Below are 19277 nucleotides of genomic sequence, written 5' to 3'. Positions count from 1 at the left end.
TATAGTAACTGATATCTATGCTAAGGCTTAAACTTGCTAAATCCTGCAAACTTACTCCCTGCGCCAGCAAATTCCTGTGCGCAAAAAAGGCCGATCCTTTATTAATGAACCGGCCTTTCCAAGATAAAAAATAACTATTAATTAAGCATCAATTTTCGCATATTTTGCATTACGCTCAATAAATTCGCGGCGTGGTGCCACCTCATCACCCATTAACATAGAGAAGGTACGATCGCATTCCACTGCATTTTCAATGGTTGCCTGCAATAAAGTACGGTTGGCAGGATTCAATGTAGTATCCCACAATTGTTCTGCGTTCATCTCCCCTAAACCTTTGTAACGTTGGATATGTACACTTTCTTCTTTACCAGCACCTTTTAAACGTTGCACAGCGATATCGCGTTGCTGATCATTCCAGCAGTACTCCTGCTCTTTACCTTTTTTAACCAGGTATAAAGGCGGCGCAGCGATGTAAACATATCCCGCTTCAATTAATGCTTTCATGTAACGGAAAAAGAAAGTCAGAATCAATGTGGTAATGTGTGAACCATCAATATCCGCATCCGTCATGATCACGATCTTGTGGTAACGAAGTTTAGTGATATTTAACGCTTTGTCATCATCTGGTGTGCCAATACTTACCCCTAAAGCAGTAAACATATTTTTGATCTCATCATTTTCGTAGATCTTATGCTCCATGGCTTTTTCCACATTCAGGATTTTACCTTTCAGGGGAAGGATAGCCTGGAAGTTACGGTCACGACCTTGTTTGGCCGTTCCACCCGCTGAATCTCCCTCGACAAGGTAGATTTCGCATTTTTCCGGATCACTGTCAGAGCAATCGGCAAGTTTACCCGGTAAACCCGATCCACCCATAACACTCTTACGCTGTACCATTTCACGGGCTTTACGCGCTGCAGAACGAGCTGTAGCGGCAATAATCACCTTATTAATGATCAGCTTGGCTTCTCTTGGATTTTCTTCCAGGTAATTGTTTAATGCTTCACCAACTGCGATATCTACGGCACCCATCACCTCCGTGTTACCCAGCTTGGTTTTTGTTTGGCCTTCAAATTGAGGCTCCTGAACTTTAACAGAAATAACAGCCGTTAGCCCTTCACGAAAGTCATCACCTGTAATTTCAATTTTCAGGTTTTTTAACAGACCAGATTTCTCGGCATAGGCTTTCAGCGTACGGGTTAAGCCTCTTCTGAAACCAGCGATATGTGTACCACCCTCATGGGTGTTAATGTTATTTACATAAGAATGCACATTCTCTGCATAACTGTCGTTGTATTGCAAGGCCAGTTCTACAGGAATACCGTTTTTAATGCCCTCTACATAGATAGGTTGTTCGATAATTGAAGGACGATTGCCATCCAGGAACTGCACAAACTCTTTCAAGCCACCTTCAGAATGGAAAAGTTCGGTGCTATAGTCGCCGTTCTCATCTTCTTCCCGTTCGTCGGTAAGTGTCAGTTTAATTCCTTTATTCAAATAAGCCAATTCTCTTAACCTCGCGGCTAAAGTGTCGTACTTATATTCTGTAGTTTGTGTAAAGATCGTCTTATCAGGTGTAAAGGTAACAATGGTACCTCTTTTATCGGTTTCACCAATGGATTTAACCTCGTATAACGGTTTACCAATATTATACTCCTGTACCCAGATTTTACCCTCACGGTGTACTTCTGCTTTCAGGTGTGTAGACAAGGCGTTCACACAACTTACCCCAACACCGTGTAAACCACCAGATACTTTATAAGTATCCTTATCGAATTTACCACCAGCGTGTAATACCGTCATTACAATCTCCAGGGCTGATTTTTGTTCTTTAGTATTGATGCCCGTAGGAATACCACGGCCATTATCTTCCACACGGATGGAATTATCTTTCAGGATATTTACCTGAATCGTATCCGCATGACCTGCTAAGGCTTCATCAATCGAATTATCTACTACCTCGTAAACCAAATGGTGTAAACCTTTGGTTCCCGTGTCGCCTATATACATAGAAGGGCGCTTACGCACCGCTTCTAATCCTTCTAAAACCTGTATATTATCTGCCGAATAATTTGACTTTGAATCTTGTTCTTCGTTCATATATGTCATTGAATATTTAAAGACAAAAATAACGATTTAAGCACAAATGAATGCACATGTGGATAACTATTTGACGTAAAAACCGCATAAACCCCCGTAAAAATCACTCTTTTTTAGGATACTTAATTTGAAATTTTATATTTGCTAAAATTTACCGACCTTAAAGCCTTGTAAAGATTTGCAGAAACACTGCTAAACGCATAGATTAATAAATATATAGATGAAAACCACCACGCTAAAATTAAGCGGTCTTGCGACTGCCATTGCTATAGTTTCTGTTATGGCTTCTTGCCAGGATAAAGAAAACGCAGCTGCAACTACAACTAAATCTGACTCAGCTACCGTAGCTGTTAAAGAAGCCATTGTGTATGTTAATTCTGACTCTTTATTAACGAAATACCAGTATTTCAAAGACTTACAGACTAAATTAGAAGCAAAAACAAAATCTGCACAAGCAGATATGGGTTCTAAAACACAGGCGTTCCAAAGAGAAGTAGCGCAATACCAACAACAACAGCCTACTTTAGCTGCTGATCAAAGAGCTTCTACTGAAGAGCGTTTAGCGCGTAAACAACAAGAATTACAAACCTATCAGCAAAATGCTGGTGCTGCTTTACAACGTGAGCAAGCAACTGAGCAAGAAAAATTGTATGATAAAGTTGCTGATTACCTAAAAGAATACGCTAAGAAAAAAGGCTATAAAATGGTGCTTACTTATTCAAAAGGTAACAGTGCTATTCTATTTGCTGATGAGAGTTTAGACGTAACCAGCGAAGTGATTGTAGGCTTAAATGCAGCTTATAAACCAGAGAAGAAATAATAATTTCAGATAAATTTAAAATGCCCTGAGATTCGGGGCATTTTTTTTGTGACAAGATTTAAGATGAATATGGAGAATAAACAGTCTACACACGAAGAATTTATGCGTATTGCAATTTCTTTGGCAGAACAAAATGTTTTGGAAAGCATTGGTGGTCCTTTTGGTGCCGTGGTGGTTAAAGATGGCCAGGTGGTTGCCCAAAGTGGTAACCTGGTAACCAGCAGCAACGACCCTACTGCCCATGCAGAAGTATCGGCCATTCGCCTGGCCTGTGCAGCACTTCAAACTTTCGACTTAACAGGATGTATAATCTATACCAGTTGTGAACCTTGCCCCATGTGCCTGGGTGCCATCTACTGGTCGCGCATTGGCACCATTTATTACGGAAATACCAAGGTAGATGCCGCCGAAATAGGTTTTGATGATCATTTTATTTACGAAGAGCTGGAGAAACCTATGGAACAACGAAGCCTGCCGATTACACAATTATTACGATCTGAAGCCCAGCAGGCATTCAAGCTTTGGGAACAATCGGCCATGAAAACCGATTACTAACTAATCTTCTTCAAATCGATTTTCGGTTAAGTCGTCAATTTCCCGGCGGTCTCTTTTAGTTGGCCGCCCGGTACCACGGTCGCGGGTGAGCACAGAACCATGAAAAGCCGATTTAAAGGCATGTGTTTCCTCTTCCGGCGTCAGGTCTTTGTATTTGGTGACCGCAATTTTAGATTCTACACGGGTGTGGAGCAGCTCCACAACCTCAATAATTTTCTTTTCAATCCCCTTAGATACCTGGTAAACGTCGCCTGGTTTTACGATCGCCGAAGCCTTGATATTCTGTCCATTCAACTTCACTTTACCCGCTTTACAGGCTTCGGTTGCCATGCTGCGTGTTTTAAAAAGTCTGATGGACCATAAATATTTATCTATCCTTAATTTTTCCTGTTCAGCCATAAATATTCAAATTTACATAAGAAAACACCGCTGGATACATTAATTTCATTTATTTTGTGGGAAATTATAAATTATCATGATAACAGAACTAAAAAAGTTAATCGAAGCCGCCTGGGACGACAGAAGTTTACTGGAATATACAGAATATTGTGAAGCGATTGAAACGGTAATTATGCAGTTGGACCGTGGAGAGTTACGTGTAGCCGAACCGGTTATGAACTCATGGGCAACGAACGAATGGATTAAAAAAGCCGTTATTCTTTATTTCCCAATCAGACAAATGGAGGAGATCAAGGTAGGTCCATTTACTTACCATGATAAAATGAAGCTTAAAACCAATTATAAAGAAATTGGTGTGCGTGTAGTACCCAATGCGGTAACCAGGTACGGCGCTTTTTTAGCAAAAGGTGTGATCTTAATGCCATCATATGTGAATATTGGTGCTTACGTTGATGAGGGTACCATGATTGACACCTGGGCCACTGTTGGCTCTTGTGCACAAATTGGTAAACATGTTCATTTAAGCGGTGGTGTTGGCATTGGTGGTGTATTAGAACCTTTACAAGCTTCGCCTGTAATTATCGAAGACAACTGTTTCATCGGCTCAAGAGCCATCGTGGTGGAAGGTGTTCGGGTAGAACGTGAAGCTGTATTAGGCGCAAACGTGGTATTAACCGCATCTACTAAAATTATTGATGTTTCTGGCAGCACGCCAATTGAATATAAAGGTATTGTTCCGGCACGTTCCGTTGTGATTCCAGGAAGTTACACTAAATCTTTCCCGGCAGGAGATTTCCAGGTTCCTTGCGCCTTGATTATTGGTCAGCGTAAAGAATCTACCGACAAAAAAACCTCGCTTAATGATGCATTAAGGGATAATAATGTTGCTGTATAAATGAATATTGGTTTTGATGGAAAAAGAGCAGCGAATAACCTGACGGGTTTAGGAAACTATAGCCGTGCTTTGATTGCGCAACTGTTTACCTTTTTCCCTCAAAACCACTATTTTGTTTACACCCCTAAAGTAAAGGATAAACCGCAAATTGCTACTTTTTGCTCGGCACAGGCGGTCCGTTTAAAGCTACCCTTACCCGGCGCCATTAAACTGTTATGGCGAAGTTTCGGCATCAAAAAACAACTTTACCAAGACCAGATCGATCTGTTTCATGGTTTGAGTCAGGAAATCCCCATAGGCTTATCTGCCTCATCACAGGTGAAAACGGTAGTGACCATACACGACCTGATCTACCTGCGCTATCCTCAATATTATAAAGCAATTGACCGCTATATCTATAACCGCAAAAGTGAGTATGCCTGTGTACACAGCGACCGCATTATTGCCATTAGTGAGCGTACACGCCAGGATATTATTGAATATTACCACATTGATCCCAAAAAAATAGAAGTCATTTATCAAAGCTGCGACGATTCTTTCAAACAATCAGCTCCATTAGCCGCCCGAATCGCGGTAGCCGAGAAATATAAATTACCCGATAAGTTCTTGCTGATTGTAGGAACCATTGAACCGCGCAAAAACCTGTTGTTGCTAATTAAAGCATTACCAAATATTGATAAAGACTTCAAATTGGTTGTGGTTGGTAAACCGCAGGCCTATGCGTCATTAGTTAAGCAAGAGCTGGAAAAGCTTGGTTTAACAGATCGGGTCATCTTTCTGGAAGGTCTGCCCTTTGCTGATCTCCCTTCCCTCTATCAGCTGGCCAGGGTTTTTATATACCCCTCACTTTATGAGGGATTCGGCATCCCCATTATTGAAGCGTTATATTCCGGCACTCCCGTTATTGCTGCCACAGGATCCTGCCTGGAAGAAGCCGGTGGGCCCGACAGTATTTATATTTCGCCTTACGATGCGGAAGAACTTACCTTGCAAGTTAACCGCGTACTGGAAAATAAAGCGCTGCAAGCACAAATGATTGAAAAAGGACTACAGTATGTACGACGTTTTGATAATGAAATACTGGCGAAACAGTTAATGGCTTGTTATTTAAAAACTATAAATAGGTAAATTGCACCATGTTAAAAGTAGAAATTGATAAAGCACTGGCCGTATTAAAAGCGGGTGGTATAATTCTTTATCCCACAGATACCGTTTGGGGTCTGGGTTGCGATGCCACAGATGAGAAAGCAGTAGCCAGAATTAACGAAATTAAAGGCCGCCCTGCAGATAAAAGCTTTATCATTCTCCTGGATACTGATAGCAAAGTGCAAAGTTATGTGACTGAGGTACCTGATGTAGCTTACGACTTAATTGAATTTGCAGAAAACCCACTTACCATTATCTTTTCGGGTGCAAAGAACCTGGCTAAAAATGTAATTAATGCCGATGGCAGTGTAGGCATCAGGGTGGTGAACCATGAGTTCTGTACCCCACTGATACAACGTTTCCGCAAACCCATTACTTCTACTTCTGCAAATATTTCTGGCCAGCCTTCACCGGCTTTCTTTGATGAAATCGATGCTGACATTTTAGCCGCTGTAGATTATGTGGTGGATTGGGAACAGGAATCAAGAACGCCCAAGAAACCTTCAACCATCATGAAATTAGGCCCCAGTGGTCAATTTTCCTTTATTAGAAGGTAACTTTTACTACTTTTGCACAAATTTAATCGTTTAGCCCAAACTACACTCCCGGGCAATACCTATGAAAGAACAATTAAACCATCCTGTTTTCAAAATGCTTGCCGCTGTTGCTGCACAAAATAATAGCGAAGCTTATGTAATCGGTGGTTATGTACGTGATCTTTTCTTGCACAGGCCTTCTAAAGACATCGATATTGTGGTGTTAGGCAATGGTATTGAATTTGCCGAAGCGGTTGGTAAACAGCTAAAAACAAAAGTTGCGGTGTTTAAGAATTTTGGCACAGCGATGCTGAAATATAAAGACCTGGAAATAGAGTTTGTAGGTGCACGCAAGGAATCATATCGTGCCGACTCGAGGAAGCCAATTGTAGAAAATGGCACCATTAAAGACGACCAGCTGCGCAGAGACTTTACGATCAATGCCCTCGCTATTTCTTTAAACGAAGCCAACTATGGCGCATTGGTTGATCCTTTTGGAGGCGTTGCCGATCTTGATGAACGTTTAATTAAAACACCACTCGATCCGGAAATCACTTTTTCCGACGATCCGCTGCGCATGATGCGGGCCATCCGCTTCGCTTCCCAGCTTAACTTTAATATAGATGAAGCGGCATTAAAAGCTATTTCCAAACAAAAGGACCGCGTGGCTATCCTGTCTAAAGAACGTATTACCGATGAGTTGAATAAGATTATCCTATCTCCTATTCCTTCTGTTGGTTTCAACTACCTTTTTGATACGGGTTTGTTAGAAATCATATTCCCGCAAATGGCAAACCTGTATGGGGTTGAAGTGATTAATGGGAAAGGACATAAAGACAACTTTTACCACACTTTACAGGTGCTGGACAATATTGCTTTACATACCAATGATCTTTGGTTACGTTGGGCAGCTATTTTACACGATATTGCCAAACCGGCAACTAAACGTTTTGAAGAAGGTCATGGCTGGACATTCCATGGTCACGAAGATCGCGGCGCACGTATGGTACCACAGATCTTTACCCAGCTGAAACTGCCAATGAATGAAAAGATGAAGTATGTGCAGAAATTAGTGCAGCTTCATTTACGGCCCATTGTTTTGGCACAAGAAGTGGTCACGGATTCGGCGGTAAGGCGTTTACTTTTTGATGCTGGTGAAGATATTGAAAGCCTGATGACCCTGTGCAATGCGGATGTAACCACAAAAAACGAGTATAAGGTAAAAAAATACCGAAACAACTTCGAATTGGTTAAGCAGAAGTTGAAGGATGTAGAAGAGCGTGATAAAATTAGAAACTGGCAGCCGCCAATTTCTGGCAACGACATCATGAACTATTTTGGCCTTGGTGCAGGCAAGGAAGTTGGCTTAATCAAAAACGCCATCCGAGAAGCTATTCTGGAAGGTGAAATAAAAAATTCCTATGATGAAGCGGTACAATTTATGCTAAAGAAAGCAGAGGAATATGGCCTGAGGCCAAAAGAATAAAACATAACAAAGGATATATATTATTATTTAATTTTATAACGCAATAAGGGCTCCAATGGCAATTTATAGATTTAAAGTAAGTTTTGAGGATTTTGATGAAGTGGTTAGAGAGATTGACATCAAGTCTACACAGAAATTTGACGATTTACACCGTGCAATTCATCGCTCTACTGGATATGACCCGGAAAAGTCTTCTTCTTTTTATGTTAGTACCGATCATTGGATAAAAGGAGACGAAATTGCTTACCTTCCAAACCAACGTAAGGTAGATCGTGGCGTGCGTTTAATGGAAAATGTAAAACTAAGTAGCCTGATTGATGATCCTCATCAGAAATTCTACTATATCTACAACTTTGACCGTCCTTACGATTTCCATGTGGAGCTGATTAAAATCATCCTGGAAACCGATCCGAATATCGAATACCCCTACGTATTTAAAAGCGTTGGTGTAGCCCCTAAAATCTTCGATAAAAATAACCCTGAAGCCATGGCAGCAGCCGTTGCCTCAGCACCTAATGAATTTGATTTCCTGAATGAGCTTGATTTTGTACCGGAAGATACAGAAGAACTGGAAGCCATGGGTGGAACCGGCATTAATGAACAGGAAAAACCTGAGGATGAAGAGGAGGAAAAAGAGGAAGATGAGTTTGGCGACGACGATGATTATGAAGACGAGGGTTACGGTGGTAAGGACGACGATTACTAACACTTGATGTCAGCTATAAAGAAAAATCTGTTGGTCGTGGTGGGGCCTACGGCAATTGGCAAAACTGCCCTGGCCATAGATCTTGCCCAATATTTTTCTACAGAAATTATCTCTGCCGACTCACGGCAATTTTTCCAGGAAATGGATATCGGTACGGCTAAACCTTCTCTGGAGGAATTAGCCGCCGTACCTCATCATTTCGTCAATTCGCACAGCATTAATACCTTCTTTAGTACTGGTGATTTTGAGAACCAGGCCTTGGCAAAAATGGATGACTTGTTTCACAACCATGAACAACTAGTCATGGTTGGCGGTTCTGGATTGTACATTAATGCGGTTTGCAATGGCTTGGATGAACTGCCTGATACAGACCTGAATATTCGGGCATCACTAAAAGAAAGATTTGCTACAGAAGGCATAGAAGCCATAAAACAGCAACTAGCAGAAGTTGATCCTGAATTTTATGCACGGGTAGACCAGGCTAACCCGCAGAGAATGATTCGTGGACTGGAATTCTTCCTGTCTACCGGAGAAAAACTCAGTGTATACCAAACCAACAGCAAAAAAGAAAGGCCATTTAATCAGATTAAAATAGGCCTGAATACAGATCGTGCCCAATTATATGCACGTATCAATCACCGCGTGGACCTGATGATGAACGAGGGTTTACTAAAGGAGGTGGAAACATTGTTACCTTACCGACACCTGAATGCACTCAACACCGTAGGTTACACGGAATTATTTGATTACCTGGATGGTAAATCATCACTGGATGAAGCCGTAGATGCCATTAAACAAAATACCCGTAGGTTTGCTAAAAGGCAGCTTACCTGGTTCCGCAAGGATCCGGAAACCACCTGGTTTCAACCAAATGACTATCCTGCAATCCTTAGTTATGTGGAATCGCGACTTTAAGCTTGTGCTTTCGGACCGCCAAATTGCATCGGGATATTAGCCGCATCAGGCTGCATCTTAATTCTACCATTTATAGCTTCATATTTTTCTATATTCTCTACCAGGGCTGCCGCAAATCGTTTTGCATGCTCAGGGGTAAGGATAATCCTTGACTTCACTTTGGCCTTCGCTACGCCTGGCATTACCCGGATGTAGTCGACAACAAACTCGGTATTGGAATGGGTGATAATGGCTAAATTAGAAAATATGCCATCAGCTACTTCCTCAGATAGCTCAATCTGAATTTGGTTATCGTTATTTTGTTCTTCCATAACACAAAACTAAGTTATTAATCGCTAGGATCATCATTCAAACAAAATTTTAAGAAAAACGGAGTCATAAAAAAAGTCCCTCAACGTTACTGTCGAGGGACTTTCCATTAATGTTATTTATTAAGCTTCTACTTCTTCTTCTTGTTTCGAGGCTAATAATTTATCATACTCTTCTTGAGAACCTACAATGATTTTCTCATAGCCACGTACACCAGTACCTGAAGGAATCAAGTGACCAACAATAACGTTTTCTTTCAATCCAAGCATGCTATCACGTTTACCTGCAATTGCAGCCTCGTTTAACACTTTTGTAGTTTCCTGGAAGGAAGCAGCAGAGATGAATGATTTAGTTCCTAATGAAGCACGGGTGATACCTTGCAAAATAGAACTTGCTGTAGCTGGTCTTGCATCGCGAACTTCAATCAGTTTCATGTCCTTACGTTTTAACTGAGAATTTTCATCTCTTAATTTACGTAAAGAAAGAATTTGACCTGGTTTCACTGTGTTTGAATCACCTGCCTCAACAACAACTTTTTTGTCGTAGATCTCATCGTTTTCAATCATAAAGTCCCAACGATCAACAGAGTTATTTTCTAAGAAAATAGTATCTCCTGGATCAACGATATGAACTTTCTGCATCATTTGATGCACAATTACTTCAAAGTGTTTATCATTAATTTTTACACCTTGTAAACGGTAAACCTCTTGCACACCGTTAACCAGGTATTCCTGTACAGCAGCCGGGCCTTTGATTTTCAAGATATCAGCCGGAGAAATTGAACCATCAGATAATGGCATACCTGCTTTTACAAAGTCATTATCCTGAACAAGGATGTGTTTAGACAATGGAACCAGGTATTTTTTAACTTCACCTTCTTTTGATTCAATGGTGATTTCGCGATTACCACGTTTCACACCACCTAAAGTCACCACACCATCAATCTCTGTTACTACAGCAGGGTTTGAAGGGTTACGTGCTTCAAATAACTCGGTTACACGAGGCAAACCACCCGTAATATCTCGGGTTTTACCTGTGGTACGAGGAATCTTTACTAAGATCTGACCAGTTCTTACTGCATCACCTTCGTCAACCGCAATGTGTGCGCCAACTGGAATGTTGTATCCCCTGATCAATTCACCTTTTTTATCTACAACCCTTACAGAAGGATTTTTAGTTTTATCACGTGTATCGATAATTACTTTCTCACGGTGACCAGTCTGATCATCTGATTCTTCACGGAAGGTAACACCTTCTACAATTGCATCAAATTCAATCTTACCAGCAAACTCAGAGATAATTACCGCATTGTATGGATCCCATGAACAAAGCCTATCGCCTTTAGTTACCGTAGCACCATCCGTAACATATAAGAATGATCCGTATGGAATGTTATTGGTCATCAGGATTTTTCCTGAATTAGGCTCAACAATTTTGAATTCACCTGAACGGCCTAATACAATCTCGTTAGCAACGTCATCGTTAATGTTTTCTACTGTACGAACATTTTCGAATTCGATTACCCCGTCAAACTTCGCAAGAATCTGAGATTCTGCCGCAATGTTGGAAGCGGTACCACCCACGTGGAAAGTACGTAAGGTTAACTGTGTACCCGGTTCACCGATTGACTGTGCAGCGATAACACCAACAGCTTCACCTTTTTGAACACGTTTACCAGATGCCAGGTTACGTCCATAACAAAGTGCACATACACCTCTTTTATTTTCACAAGTTAATACAGAACGAATTTCAACACCTTCGATCGGACTTTGCTCAATTGCTTTAGCAACATCCTCGTCAATATCTTCACCTGCACCAACTAGTAATGCACCATCAAGTGGATTGAAAACATCATGAAGCGAAGTACGACCTAAAATTCTGTCGTATAACGGCTCAACGATATCCTCGTTATCTTTAAGGGCAGTAGTATACATACCTCTTAACGTACCACAATCAGGAGAATTAACAATCATATCCTGCGCTACATCATGCAAACGACGAGTTAAGTAACCCGCATCAGCTGTTTTTAACGCCGTATCCGCCAAACCTTTACGCGCACCGTGGGTAGAAATAAAGTATTCTAATACGGATAAGCCTTCTTTAAAGTTTGATAGAATTGGATTTTCAATAATCTCACCACCTGAACCTGATTTTTGAGGCTTAGCCATCAAACCACGCATACCGCATAGCTGACGAATCTGCTCTTTCGAACCACGGGCTCCAGAATCCAACATCATGTAAACAGAGTTGAAACCTTGGTTATCGCTCGATAACTGCGTCATCACGTATGATGTTAAGCGGTTATTGATACGAGTCCAGATATCGATAATTTGGTTATAACGCTCGTTGTTGGTAATGAATCCCATGTTATAGTTATTCCTTACTTCTTCAACTTCTGCAGTAGCTTGTTCTAATAAAGCAGTTTTCTCTACTGGAATATTAACATCCTGCAAGTTGAACGACAAACCACCTTTAAAGGCTGTTTGGAAACCTAATTCTTTGATATCATCAAGGAAACGTGCTGCACGTGCCATACCGGTAATTTTTACCACATGACCAATGATGTCTCTAAGTGATTTTTTAGTTAGTAACTCATTGATGAAACCAACTTCAGCAGGAACCATCTGGTTAAATAATACACGACCAACTGTGGTGTCTACTAATTTACTAACAATCGCTCCATCTTCTTCTTTAACATTTACCTTAACTTTAATAAATGCGTGAAGATCGATGCTCTTCTCATTGTAAGCAATGATTACTTCTTCAGGAGAATAGAAAATAGAATCTTGTCCTTTAACTACCCTGTCTGCATCAGTTCTACGGCCTTTAGTAATATAATAAAGACCCAAAACCATATCCTGAGATGGTACCGTAATAGGCGTACCATTCGCTGGATTTAAAATATTGTGTGCAGCTAACATCAGAACCTGGGCTTCCAAAATTGCAGCATTACCTAAAGGTAAGTGGACTGCCATCTGGTCACCATCAAAATCCGCATTAAATGCAGTACATACTAATGGGTGTAATTGTATCGCTTTTCCTTCAATTAATTTAGGTTGGAAAGCTTGTATACCCAACCTGTGCAACGTAGGTGCACGATTCAGTAATACAGGGTGACCTTTCAGTACATTTTCCAAAATATCCCAAACTAAAGGGTCTTTTCTATCTACAATTTTCTTAGCAGATTTTACTGTTTTAACGATACCCCTTTCAATCATCTTACGAATGATGAACGGTTTAAATAGCTCTGCAGCCATATCCTTAGGTAAACCACATTCATGTAATTTAAGGTTAGGACCTACAACAATTACAGAACGAGCAGAATAATCCACACGTTTACCTAATAAGTTTTGACGGAAACGACCTTGTTTACCTTTCAAGATATCAGAAAGAGATTTCAAAGCACGGTTACCTTCAGTTTTCACTGCATTCACTTTACGTGAATTGTCAAAAAGTGAATCTACAGCTTCCTGTAACATACGTTTCTCATTACGCAAGATAACTTCTGGCGCTTTGATTTCGATCAAACGTTTTAAACGGTTGTTACGGATAATTACACGACGGTAAAGATCATTTAAATCTGAAGTCGCAAAACGACCACCTTCTAAAGGAACTAACGGACGCAATTCTGGTGGAATAACCGGAACAATCTTGATGATCATCCACTCTGGGTTATTCTCGATACGAGATCTTGAACCACGGAAAGCTTCTACAACTTGTAAGCGTTTTAAAGCTTCGTTTTTACGTTGTTGAGAAGTTTCGTTAGCCGCCTGGTGGCGTAGGTTGTAAGATAAAGTATCTAAATCAATACGTTTTAACAAATCCTCTAATGCTTCAGCACCCATTTTGGCGATGAATTTATTAGGATCTTTATCATCAAGGTATTGGTTTTCTTTAGGCAACTTATCAAGAATATCTAAGTATTCCTCTTCGGTTAGGAAATCCATATACTGGATACCTTCTTCCTCCATTAAACCAGCTTGAATAACTACATAACGTTCGTAGTAAATAATCAAATCTAATCTTTTGGTTGGTAAACCTAATAAGTAACCGATTTTGTTTGGCAGGGAGCGGAAATACCAGATATGCGCAACAGGAACCACCAAATTGATGTGTCCCATACGCTCTCTACGTACTTTCTTTTCCGTTACTTCAACACCACAACGATCACAAACAATACCTTTATAACGGATACGTTTGTATTTACCGCAATGACATTCGTAATCCTTAACCGGACCAAAAATACGCTCACAGAACAAACCATCACGCTCAGGTTTGTAGGTACGGTAATTGATGGTTTCAGGTTTCAACACTTCCCCACTAGAACGCTCCAAAATAGCCTCAGGTGAAGCCAAACTGATGGTAATAGAAGTGAAGTTGCTTTTTAATTTATTATCCTTTTTGTAAGACATATCTTTTTATTTGTAAGTCTTAAGTTTAAATGCGGCGTGATGTTAAACACCACGCCGTATTTATAACCTAAAACAATTAGTCTAACGTAATATCTAAACCTAGTCCGCGTAGCTCATGTACCAATACATTAAATGATTCTGGTACGCCTGGTGTAGGCAGGTTCTCCCCTTTTACAATCGCTTCGTAAGTTTTTGCTCTTCCGATAACATCATCAGATTTAACGGTTAAGATCTCTTGTAGGATATTAGCAGCACCGAATGCCTCTAAAGCCCAAACCTCCATCTCACCAAAACGCTGACCACCGAATTGAGCCTTACCACCTAATGGCTGTTGAGTAATTAAAGAGTACGGTCCGATTGAACGGGCGTGCATCTTATCATCAACCATGTGGCCTAATTTCAACATGTAGATAATACCAACTGTAGTTGGCTGATCAAATTTCTCACCTGTTAAACCATTATGTAAATAGGTTCTTCCAGATGCAGGAACACCAGCTTTGGCAATCCATTCTTCCACTTCATCATGTTTTGCACCATCAAAAATCGGTGTAGCAAACTTAACACCTAATTCTTGACCAGCCCAAGCCAATACCGTTTCATAGATCTGTCCAAGGTTCATACGTGAAGGCACACCCAGTGGGTTCAACACGATATCAACAGGAGTTCCATCATCTAAGAAAGGCATATCTTCATCACGTACAATACGGGCAACAATACCTTTATTACCGTGACGACCAGCCATTTTATCACCAACTTTCAGTTTACGTTTCTTAGCAACATAAACTTTAGCCATTTGAACAATACCTGAAGGCAATTCATCACCTACACTAATAGCGAATTTATCACGTTTGTAAGCACCTAGTTCTTCGTTTACACGAATACCATAGTTGTGCAACAACAATTTGATCTGGTCGTTTTTATCCTCATCAGTAGTCCATTTGTATGGATTGATGTGTGCATATTCCAGGTCAGCTAAACTTTTCTGACTGAATTTAGCACCTTTAGGGAAAAGCAGTTCTTTGTAAACATTGTAAACACCTTGTGATGTTTTACCATTTACAATCTGGAACAACTTATCAACCAATTCGTTTTTAAGGTTTTCAACAGCTAAGCTATATCTCTTGTCTAATTTCTCAATCGCAGATTTCTCTTCCGCTTTTGTAGTTTTCTTAGCTCTGGAGAACAATTTAGTATCAATAACAACACCTTTTATAGATGGTGGCGTTTTTAAAGATGCATCTTTAACATCTCCGGCTTTATCACCAAAGATTGCACGAAGTAATTTCTCTTCCGGCGAAGGATCAGACTCACCCTTAGGTGTGATCTTACCGATAAGGATATCACCTTCTTTAACTTCTGCACCAACACGAATGATACCGTTTTCATCTAAATCTTTAGTCGCTTCTTCAGAAACGTTAGGAATATCAGAGGTTAACTCTTCTTCACCACGTTTAGTATCACGAACTTCCAATTCAAACTCTTCAATGTGTAACGAAGTAAAGATATCATCTCTAACAATACGTTCATTTATTACGATCGCATCCTCAAAGTTATATCCTTGCCAAGGCATGAAAGCTACTTTTAAGTTTCTTCCTAAAGCCAGTTCACCATTTTCGGTAGCATAACCTTCACAAAGTACTTGTCCTTTTGTTACTTTCTGACCTTTCTTAACGATAGGTTTTAAGTTAATACAAGTATTCTGGTTGGTTTTTTTGAATTTTATTAATCTGTATGTTTTGCTGTCACCCTCGAAAGAAACCAAACGATCGCCGTCATTTCTTTCGTATTTAATAGTGATTTCGTTAGCATCTACATATTCAACAACACCGTTTCCTTCTGCATTGATCAACGTTCTGGAGTCACGTGCAACACGTCCTTCCAATCCTGTTCCAACAATTGGCGCTTCCGGACGCAATAAAGGCACGGCCTGGCGCTGCATGTTTGATCCCATCAAGGCACGGTTGGCATCATCATGCTCTAAGAAAGGAATCAATGAAGCTGCAATCGAAGTAATCTGATTCGGCGCAACGTCCATTAAATCTAATTTCTCAGGCTCAATAACCGGGAAGTCACCTTCGTAACGTGCTTTAACACGTGTAGTGGTAAAGTTACCCTGATCATCGTAAGATGCATTTGCCTGTGCAATGGTTTTTCCATCTTCATCTTCAGCAGAAAGGTAAATAACCGGCTCATCTACAGCAACCACACCGTCAATTACTTTCTTGTATGGAGTTTCAATAAATCCTAAATTATTAATCTTCGCGTGAACACAAAGAGATGAAATCAAACCAATGTTTGGTCCTTCTGGTGTTTCAATGGTACACAAACGACCGTAGTGCGTATAGTGAACATCACGAACCTCAAAACCTGCACGCTCACGCGATAGACCACCTGGGCCTAAAGCCGATAGACGGCGTTTGTGAGTAATCTCTGCCAATGGATTCGTTTGATCCATAAACTGCGATAACTGGTTCGTTCCAAAGAAGGAATTAATAACCGATGATAAAGTACGGGCATTAATTAAATCTGTCGGTGTAAACACTTCGTTGTCACGAATGTTCATCCTTTCACGGATGGTACGTGCCATACGAGCCAAACCAACACCAAATTGAGCGTATAATTGCTCACCTACCGTACGTACACGACGATTCGATAAGTGGTCAATATCATCCACTTCTTCTTTAGAGTTGATTAATTTGATCAGGTACTTAACAATTGCAATAATATCTGCTTTGGTTAATACCTTCACATGGTCTGGCGTATCCATTTTCAACTTACGGTTGATGCGGTAACGACCAACATCACCTAAGTCATAACGTTTATCCGAGAAGAACAAACGTTCGATAATACCCCTTGCTGTTTCCTCATCAGGTGGTTCTGCGTTACGCAAAGCACGATAGATGTTTTCTACAGCCTCTTTTTCAGAGTTAGAAGTATCCTTTTGTAAAGTATTATATATAATGGTATAATCAGCTTGACTCGCGCCATCTTCTTTTGATAAGATGATGGTTTTTACACCCGCGTCAATGATCATATCGACATGTTCATCTTCTAAAACAGTATCCCTGTCTAAGATTACTTCGTTACGATCTATAGAAACTACCTCACCGGTATCTTCATCTACAAAATCTTCAACCCATTTTCTTAATACCCTTGCAGCCAGTTTACGTCCGATATATTTTTTCAAGCCAGACTTGCTTACTTTAACCTCATCAGCTAAATCAAACAATTCAAGGATGTCTTTATCAGAATCATAACCAATAGCACGCAATAAGGTGGTCACTGGGAATTTTTTCTTACGATCAATGTAAGCATACATCACGTTGTTCACGTCTGTAGCAAACTCAATCCAAGAACCTTTGAAAGGAATCACACGGGCAGAATAAAGCTTGGTACCATTCGTGTGACGGCTTTGGCCGAAGAACACACCTGGCGACCTGTGTAATTGAGAAACAATTACACGCTCTGCACCGTTAATCACAAATGTACCTTTAGGGGTCATATAAGGTATGGTACCTAAATATACATCTTGAATAATCGTTTCAAAATCTTCGTGCTCGGCGTCATTACACGAAAGCTTAAGCTTCGCTTTTAACGGAACACTATAAGTTAATCCACGGTCAATACACTCAGGTATATCATAACGGGGTGGATCAATAAAATAATCAAGAAACTCCAAAACGAAAATGTTTCTGGAATCCGTGATTGGAAAATTCTCAGCAAATACTTTAAACAAACCTTCTGTATGACGGTTATCTGAAGTAGTTTCGATCTGAAAAAATTCTCTGAATGATTGCAACTGCACATCTAGAAAATCTGGGTAATCTATTATATGCTTACTACGTGCAAAATTTACTCTTTGGTCGACTTTATTTGCCAATGGACTAAAGTTAATTTACTTTAAGAATAAACTATTTGTTTGGTTTGCCGCTAACATCACTTCATCAGCCAAACTAAATGAAATGTTTATAAACAGGTATAGACTCCGACTGTAATAGTCGGAGTCTATGATAAAGTTATATTAAAATTAAGTGATTACTTAATTTCAACTACAGCTCCAGCTTCTTCTAATTGTTTTTTCAAACCTTCAGCTTCGTCTTTAGTAACACCAGCTTTCAATTCTTTTGGTGCACCGTCAACTAGTTCTTTTGCTTCTTTCAAGCCTAGGCCTGTTAAGTCTTTTACTAGTTTAACAACTGCTAATTTAGCACCACCAGCTTCTTTCAAAATTACATCAAAAGTAGTTTTTTCTTCGGCTGCAGGAGCTGCATCACCAGCAGGACCTGCAACAGCTACTGCAGCAGCAGCTGGTTCAATACCATACTCGTCTTTAAGGATTTGAGCTAATTCGTTAACTTCTTTAACTGTTAAGTTTACCAATTGCTCAGCAAACGCTTTTAAATCTGCCATTTTTATAGATTTTAAAAATTTACGTAAAAATAATTTATTTTATTATGAACTTATAAGGCGTTCCTTAACCTTCTCTTTCTTGAAGAGTTTTAACAATTCCTGCAATTTTACCACCGCTAGATTTAAGCGCTGAAACAACATTTTTAGCTGGTGATTGTAATAATCCAATGATATCGCCAACAAGCTCTTCTCTTGATTTCAAGCTTACTAATGCATCTAATTGGTTATCGCCAACATATACTGCTGTATCAATGTAAGCACCTTTTAATAACGGCTTGTCAGATGTTTTTCTCAAGGCTTTGATCAGCTTAGCTGGTCCGTTACCTGTAGTTGAAAATAATAATGCTGACTGACCTTTTAGCGCTGTAAAGATCTCTGATGCATCGCCTTCTAATCCTTCGATCGCTTTTCTGATCAAAGTATTTTTAGCTACTTGCATTTCGATCCCGCTTTCGAAACATTTGCGACGGATATTATTGATTTTTTCAACAGATAAGCTAGAAGTATCAGCAATATAAAAATTGCCAAACTCTTGCATTTTCTCTTGAAGAGCTAAAACTAGTTCGTGTTTTTCTTCTCTGTTCATAA

15 protein-coding genes are annotated in these 19277 nt (G+C 40.0%); 8 read left to right on the top strand and 7 right to left on the bottom strand.

Features of this window, described 5'->3' with window-relative positions; translation table 11 throughout:
• Positions 1–141: 141 nt before the first annotated feature.
• Entirely contained in the window at positions 142–2100 is a 1959-nt protein-coding gene (gene gyrB / locus IWX76_RS11015; RefSeq protein WP_196859930.1) for a DNA topoisomerase (ATP-hydrolyzing) subunit B, read from the bottom strand.
• A gap of 220 nt (positions 2101–2320) precedes the next feature.
• Here gyrB and IWX76_RS11010 point away from each other — a divergent pair, with 220 nt between their 5' ends.
• Entirely contained in the window at positions 2321–2920 is a 600-nt protein-coding gene (locus IWX76_RS11010; RefSeq protein WP_196859929.1) for an OmpH family outer membrane protein, read from the top strand.
• 69 nt (positions 2921–2989) lie between these two features.
• Entirely contained in the window at positions 2990–3475 is a 486-nt protein-coding gene (locus tag IWX76_RS11005) for a nucleoside deaminase (protein WP_196859928.1), read from the top strand.
• Here the strand turns inward: IWX76_RS11005 and IWX76_RS11000 are convergent, their stop codons facing one another.
• Positions 3476–3874, bottom strand: a complete 399-nt coding sequence (locus IWX76_RS11000; protein ID WP_196859927.1) for an RNA-binding S4 domain-containing protein — start codon at positions 3872–3874, stop codon at positions 3476–3478.
• 76 nt (positions 3875–3950) lie between these two features.
• Here IWX76_RS11000 and IWX76_RS10995 point away from each other — a divergent pair, with 76 nt between their 5' ends.
• From IWX76_RS10995 to miaA, 6 genes are all read left to right on the top strand, one after another.
• Complete coding sequence (locus tag IWX76_RS10995) at positions 3951–4769, top strand: 2,3,4,5-tetrahydropyridine-2,6-dicarboxylate N-succinyltransferase (protein WP_196859926.1); 819 nt, start codon at positions 3951–3953, stop codon at positions 4767–4769.
• The gene (locus IWX76_RS10990) at positions 4770–5897 is read left to right on the top strand and encodes a glycosyltransferase family 4 protein (protein ID WP_196859925.1); all 1128 of its coding nucleotides are present in this window, start codon (positions 4770–4772) and stop codon (positions 5895–5897) included. It begins immediately after the preceding gene.
• 8 nt (positions 5898–5905) lie between these two features.
• Positions 5906–6472, top strand: coding sequence for an L-threonylcarbamoyladenylate synthase (locus tag IWX76_RS10985; protein WP_196859924.1), 567 nt, complete (start codon positions 5906–5908; stop codon positions 6470–6472).
• A 61-nt stretch (positions 6473–6533) separates the two neighbouring features.
• Positions 6534–7937, top strand: a complete 1404-nt coding sequence (locus tag IWX76_RS10980; protein ID WP_196859923.1) for a CCA tRNA nucleotidyltransferase — start codon at positions 6534–6536, stop codon at positions 7935–7937.
• A 55-nt stretch (positions 7938–7992) separates the two neighbouring features.
• Positions 7993–8643 (top strand): IS1096 element passenger TnpR family protein, encoded by a 651-nt coding sequence (locus tag IWX76_RS10975; RefSeq protein ID WP_196859922.1) that lies wholly within the window; start codon positions 7993–7995, stop codon positions 8641–8643.
• 6 nt (positions 8644–8649) lie between these two features.
• Positions 8650–9558, top strand: a complete 909-nt coding sequence (miaA, locus tag IWX76_RS10970) for a tRNA (adenosine(37)-N6)-dimethylallyltransferase MiaA (protein ID WP_196859921.1) — start codon at positions 8650–8652, stop codon at positions 9556–9558.
• Here the strand turns inward: miaA and IWX76_RS10965 are convergent.
• From IWX76_RS10965 to rplJ, 5 genes are all read right to left on the bottom strand, one after another.
• On the bottom strand, positions 9555–9869 hold the full coding sequence (locus IWX76_RS10965; protein ID WP_196859920.1) for a DUF3467 domain-containing protein: 315 nt from the start codon (positions 9867–9869) through the stop codon (positions 9555–9557). The two genes, miaA and IWX76_RS10965, sit on opposite strands and share 4 nt — an antisense overlap.
• A 120-nt stretch (positions 9870–9989) precedes the next feature.
• Positions 9990–14279, bottom strand: coding sequence for a DNA-directed RNA polymerase subunit beta' (gene rpoC, locus IWX76_RS10960; protein WP_196859919.1), 4290 nt, complete (start codon positions 14277–14279; stop codon positions 9990–9992).
• 76 nt (positions 14280–14355) lie between these two features.
• Positions 14356–18159 (bottom strand): DNA-directed RNA polymerase subunit beta, encoded by a 3804-nt coding sequence (rpoB, locus tag IWX76_RS10955; protein WP_196859918.1) that lies wholly within the window; start codon positions 18157–18159, stop codon positions 14356–14358.
• A gap of 155 nt (positions 18160–18314) precedes the next feature.
• A complete protein-coding gene (gene rplL / locus IWX76_RS10950) occupies positions 18315–18689 on the bottom strand; it encodes a 50S ribosomal protein L7/L12 (RefSeq protein ID WP_196859917.1) in 375 nt (124 codons plus the stop codon).
• A 64-nt stretch (positions 18690–18753) separates the two neighbouring features.
• A complete protein-coding gene (gene rplJ / locus IWX76_RS10945; RefSeq protein ID WP_196859916.1) occupies positions 18754–19275 on the bottom strand; it encodes a 50S ribosomal protein L10 in 522 nt (173 codons plus the stop codon).
• Positions 19276–19277 lie beyond the last annotated feature (2 nt).

This window comes from Pedobacter sp. CAN_A7 (assembly GCF_015752175.1).
Classification (GTDB): domain Bacteria; phylum Bacteroidota; class Bacteroidia; order Sphingobacteriales; family Sphingobacteriaceae; genus Pedobacter.
This window is presented reverse-complemented; position numbering and strand designations above follow the sequence as displayed.

Excerpts from the sequence above, each read along its gene's own strand:
- gyrB (WP_196859930.1), bottom strand. The coding sequence starts at position 2,100 with ATGAACGAAGAACAAGATTCAAAGTCAAATTATTCGGCAGATAATATA.
- IWX76_RS10975 (WP_196859922.1), top strand. The coding sequence starts at position 7,993 with ATGGCAATTTATAGATTTAAAGTAAGTTTTGAGGATTTTGATGAAGTG.
- IWX76_RS11005 (WP_196859928.1), top strand. The coding sequence starts at position 2,990 with ATGGAGAATAAACAGTCTACACACGAAGAATTTATGCGTATTGCAATT.
- rplJ (WP_196859916.1), bottom strand. The coding sequence starts at position 19,275 with ATGAACAGAGAAGAAAAACACGAACTAGTTTTAGCTCTTCAAGAGAAA.
- rplL (WP_196859917.1), bottom strand. The coding sequence starts at position 18,689 with ATGGCAGATTTAAAAGCGTTTGCTGAGCAATTGGTAAACTTAACAGTT.
- IWX76_RS11010 (WP_196859929.1), top strand. The coding sequence starts at position 2,321 with ATGAAAACCACCACGCTAAAATTAAGCGGTCTTGCGACTGCCATTGCT.
- IWX76_RS10980 (WP_196859923.1), top strand. The coding sequence starts at position 6,534 with ATGAAAGAACAATTAAACCATCCTGTTTTCAAAATGCTTGCCGCTGTT.
- rpoC (WP_196859919.1), bottom strand. The coding sequence starts at position 14,279 with ATGTCTTACAAAAAGGATAATAAATTAAAAAGCAACTTCACTTCTATT.
- IWX76_RS10995 (WP_196859926.1), top strand. The coding sequence starts at position 3,951 with ATGATAACAGAACTAAAAAAGTTAATCGAAGCCGCCTGGGACGACAGA.
- IWX76_RS10990 (WP_196859925.1), top strand. The coding sequence starts at position 4,770 with ATGAATATTGGTTTTGATGGAAAAAGAGCAGCGAATAACCTGACGGGT.
- miaA (WP_196859921.1), top strand. The coding sequence starts at position 8,650 with ATGTCAGCTATAAAGAAAAATCTGTTGGTCGTGGTGGGGCCTACGGCA.
- IWX76_RS11000 (WP_196859927.1), bottom strand. The coding sequence starts at position 3,874 with ATGGCTGAACAGGAAAAATTAAGGATAGATAAATATTTATGGTCCATC.
- IWX76_RS10985 (WP_196859924.1), top strand. The coding sequence starts at position 5,906 with ATGTTAAAAGTAGAAATTGATAAAGCACTGGCCGTATTAAAAGCGGGT.
- IWX76_RS10965 (WP_196859920.1), bottom strand. The coding sequence starts at position 9,869 with ATGGAAGAACAAAATAACGATAACCAAATTCAGATTGAGCTATCTGAG.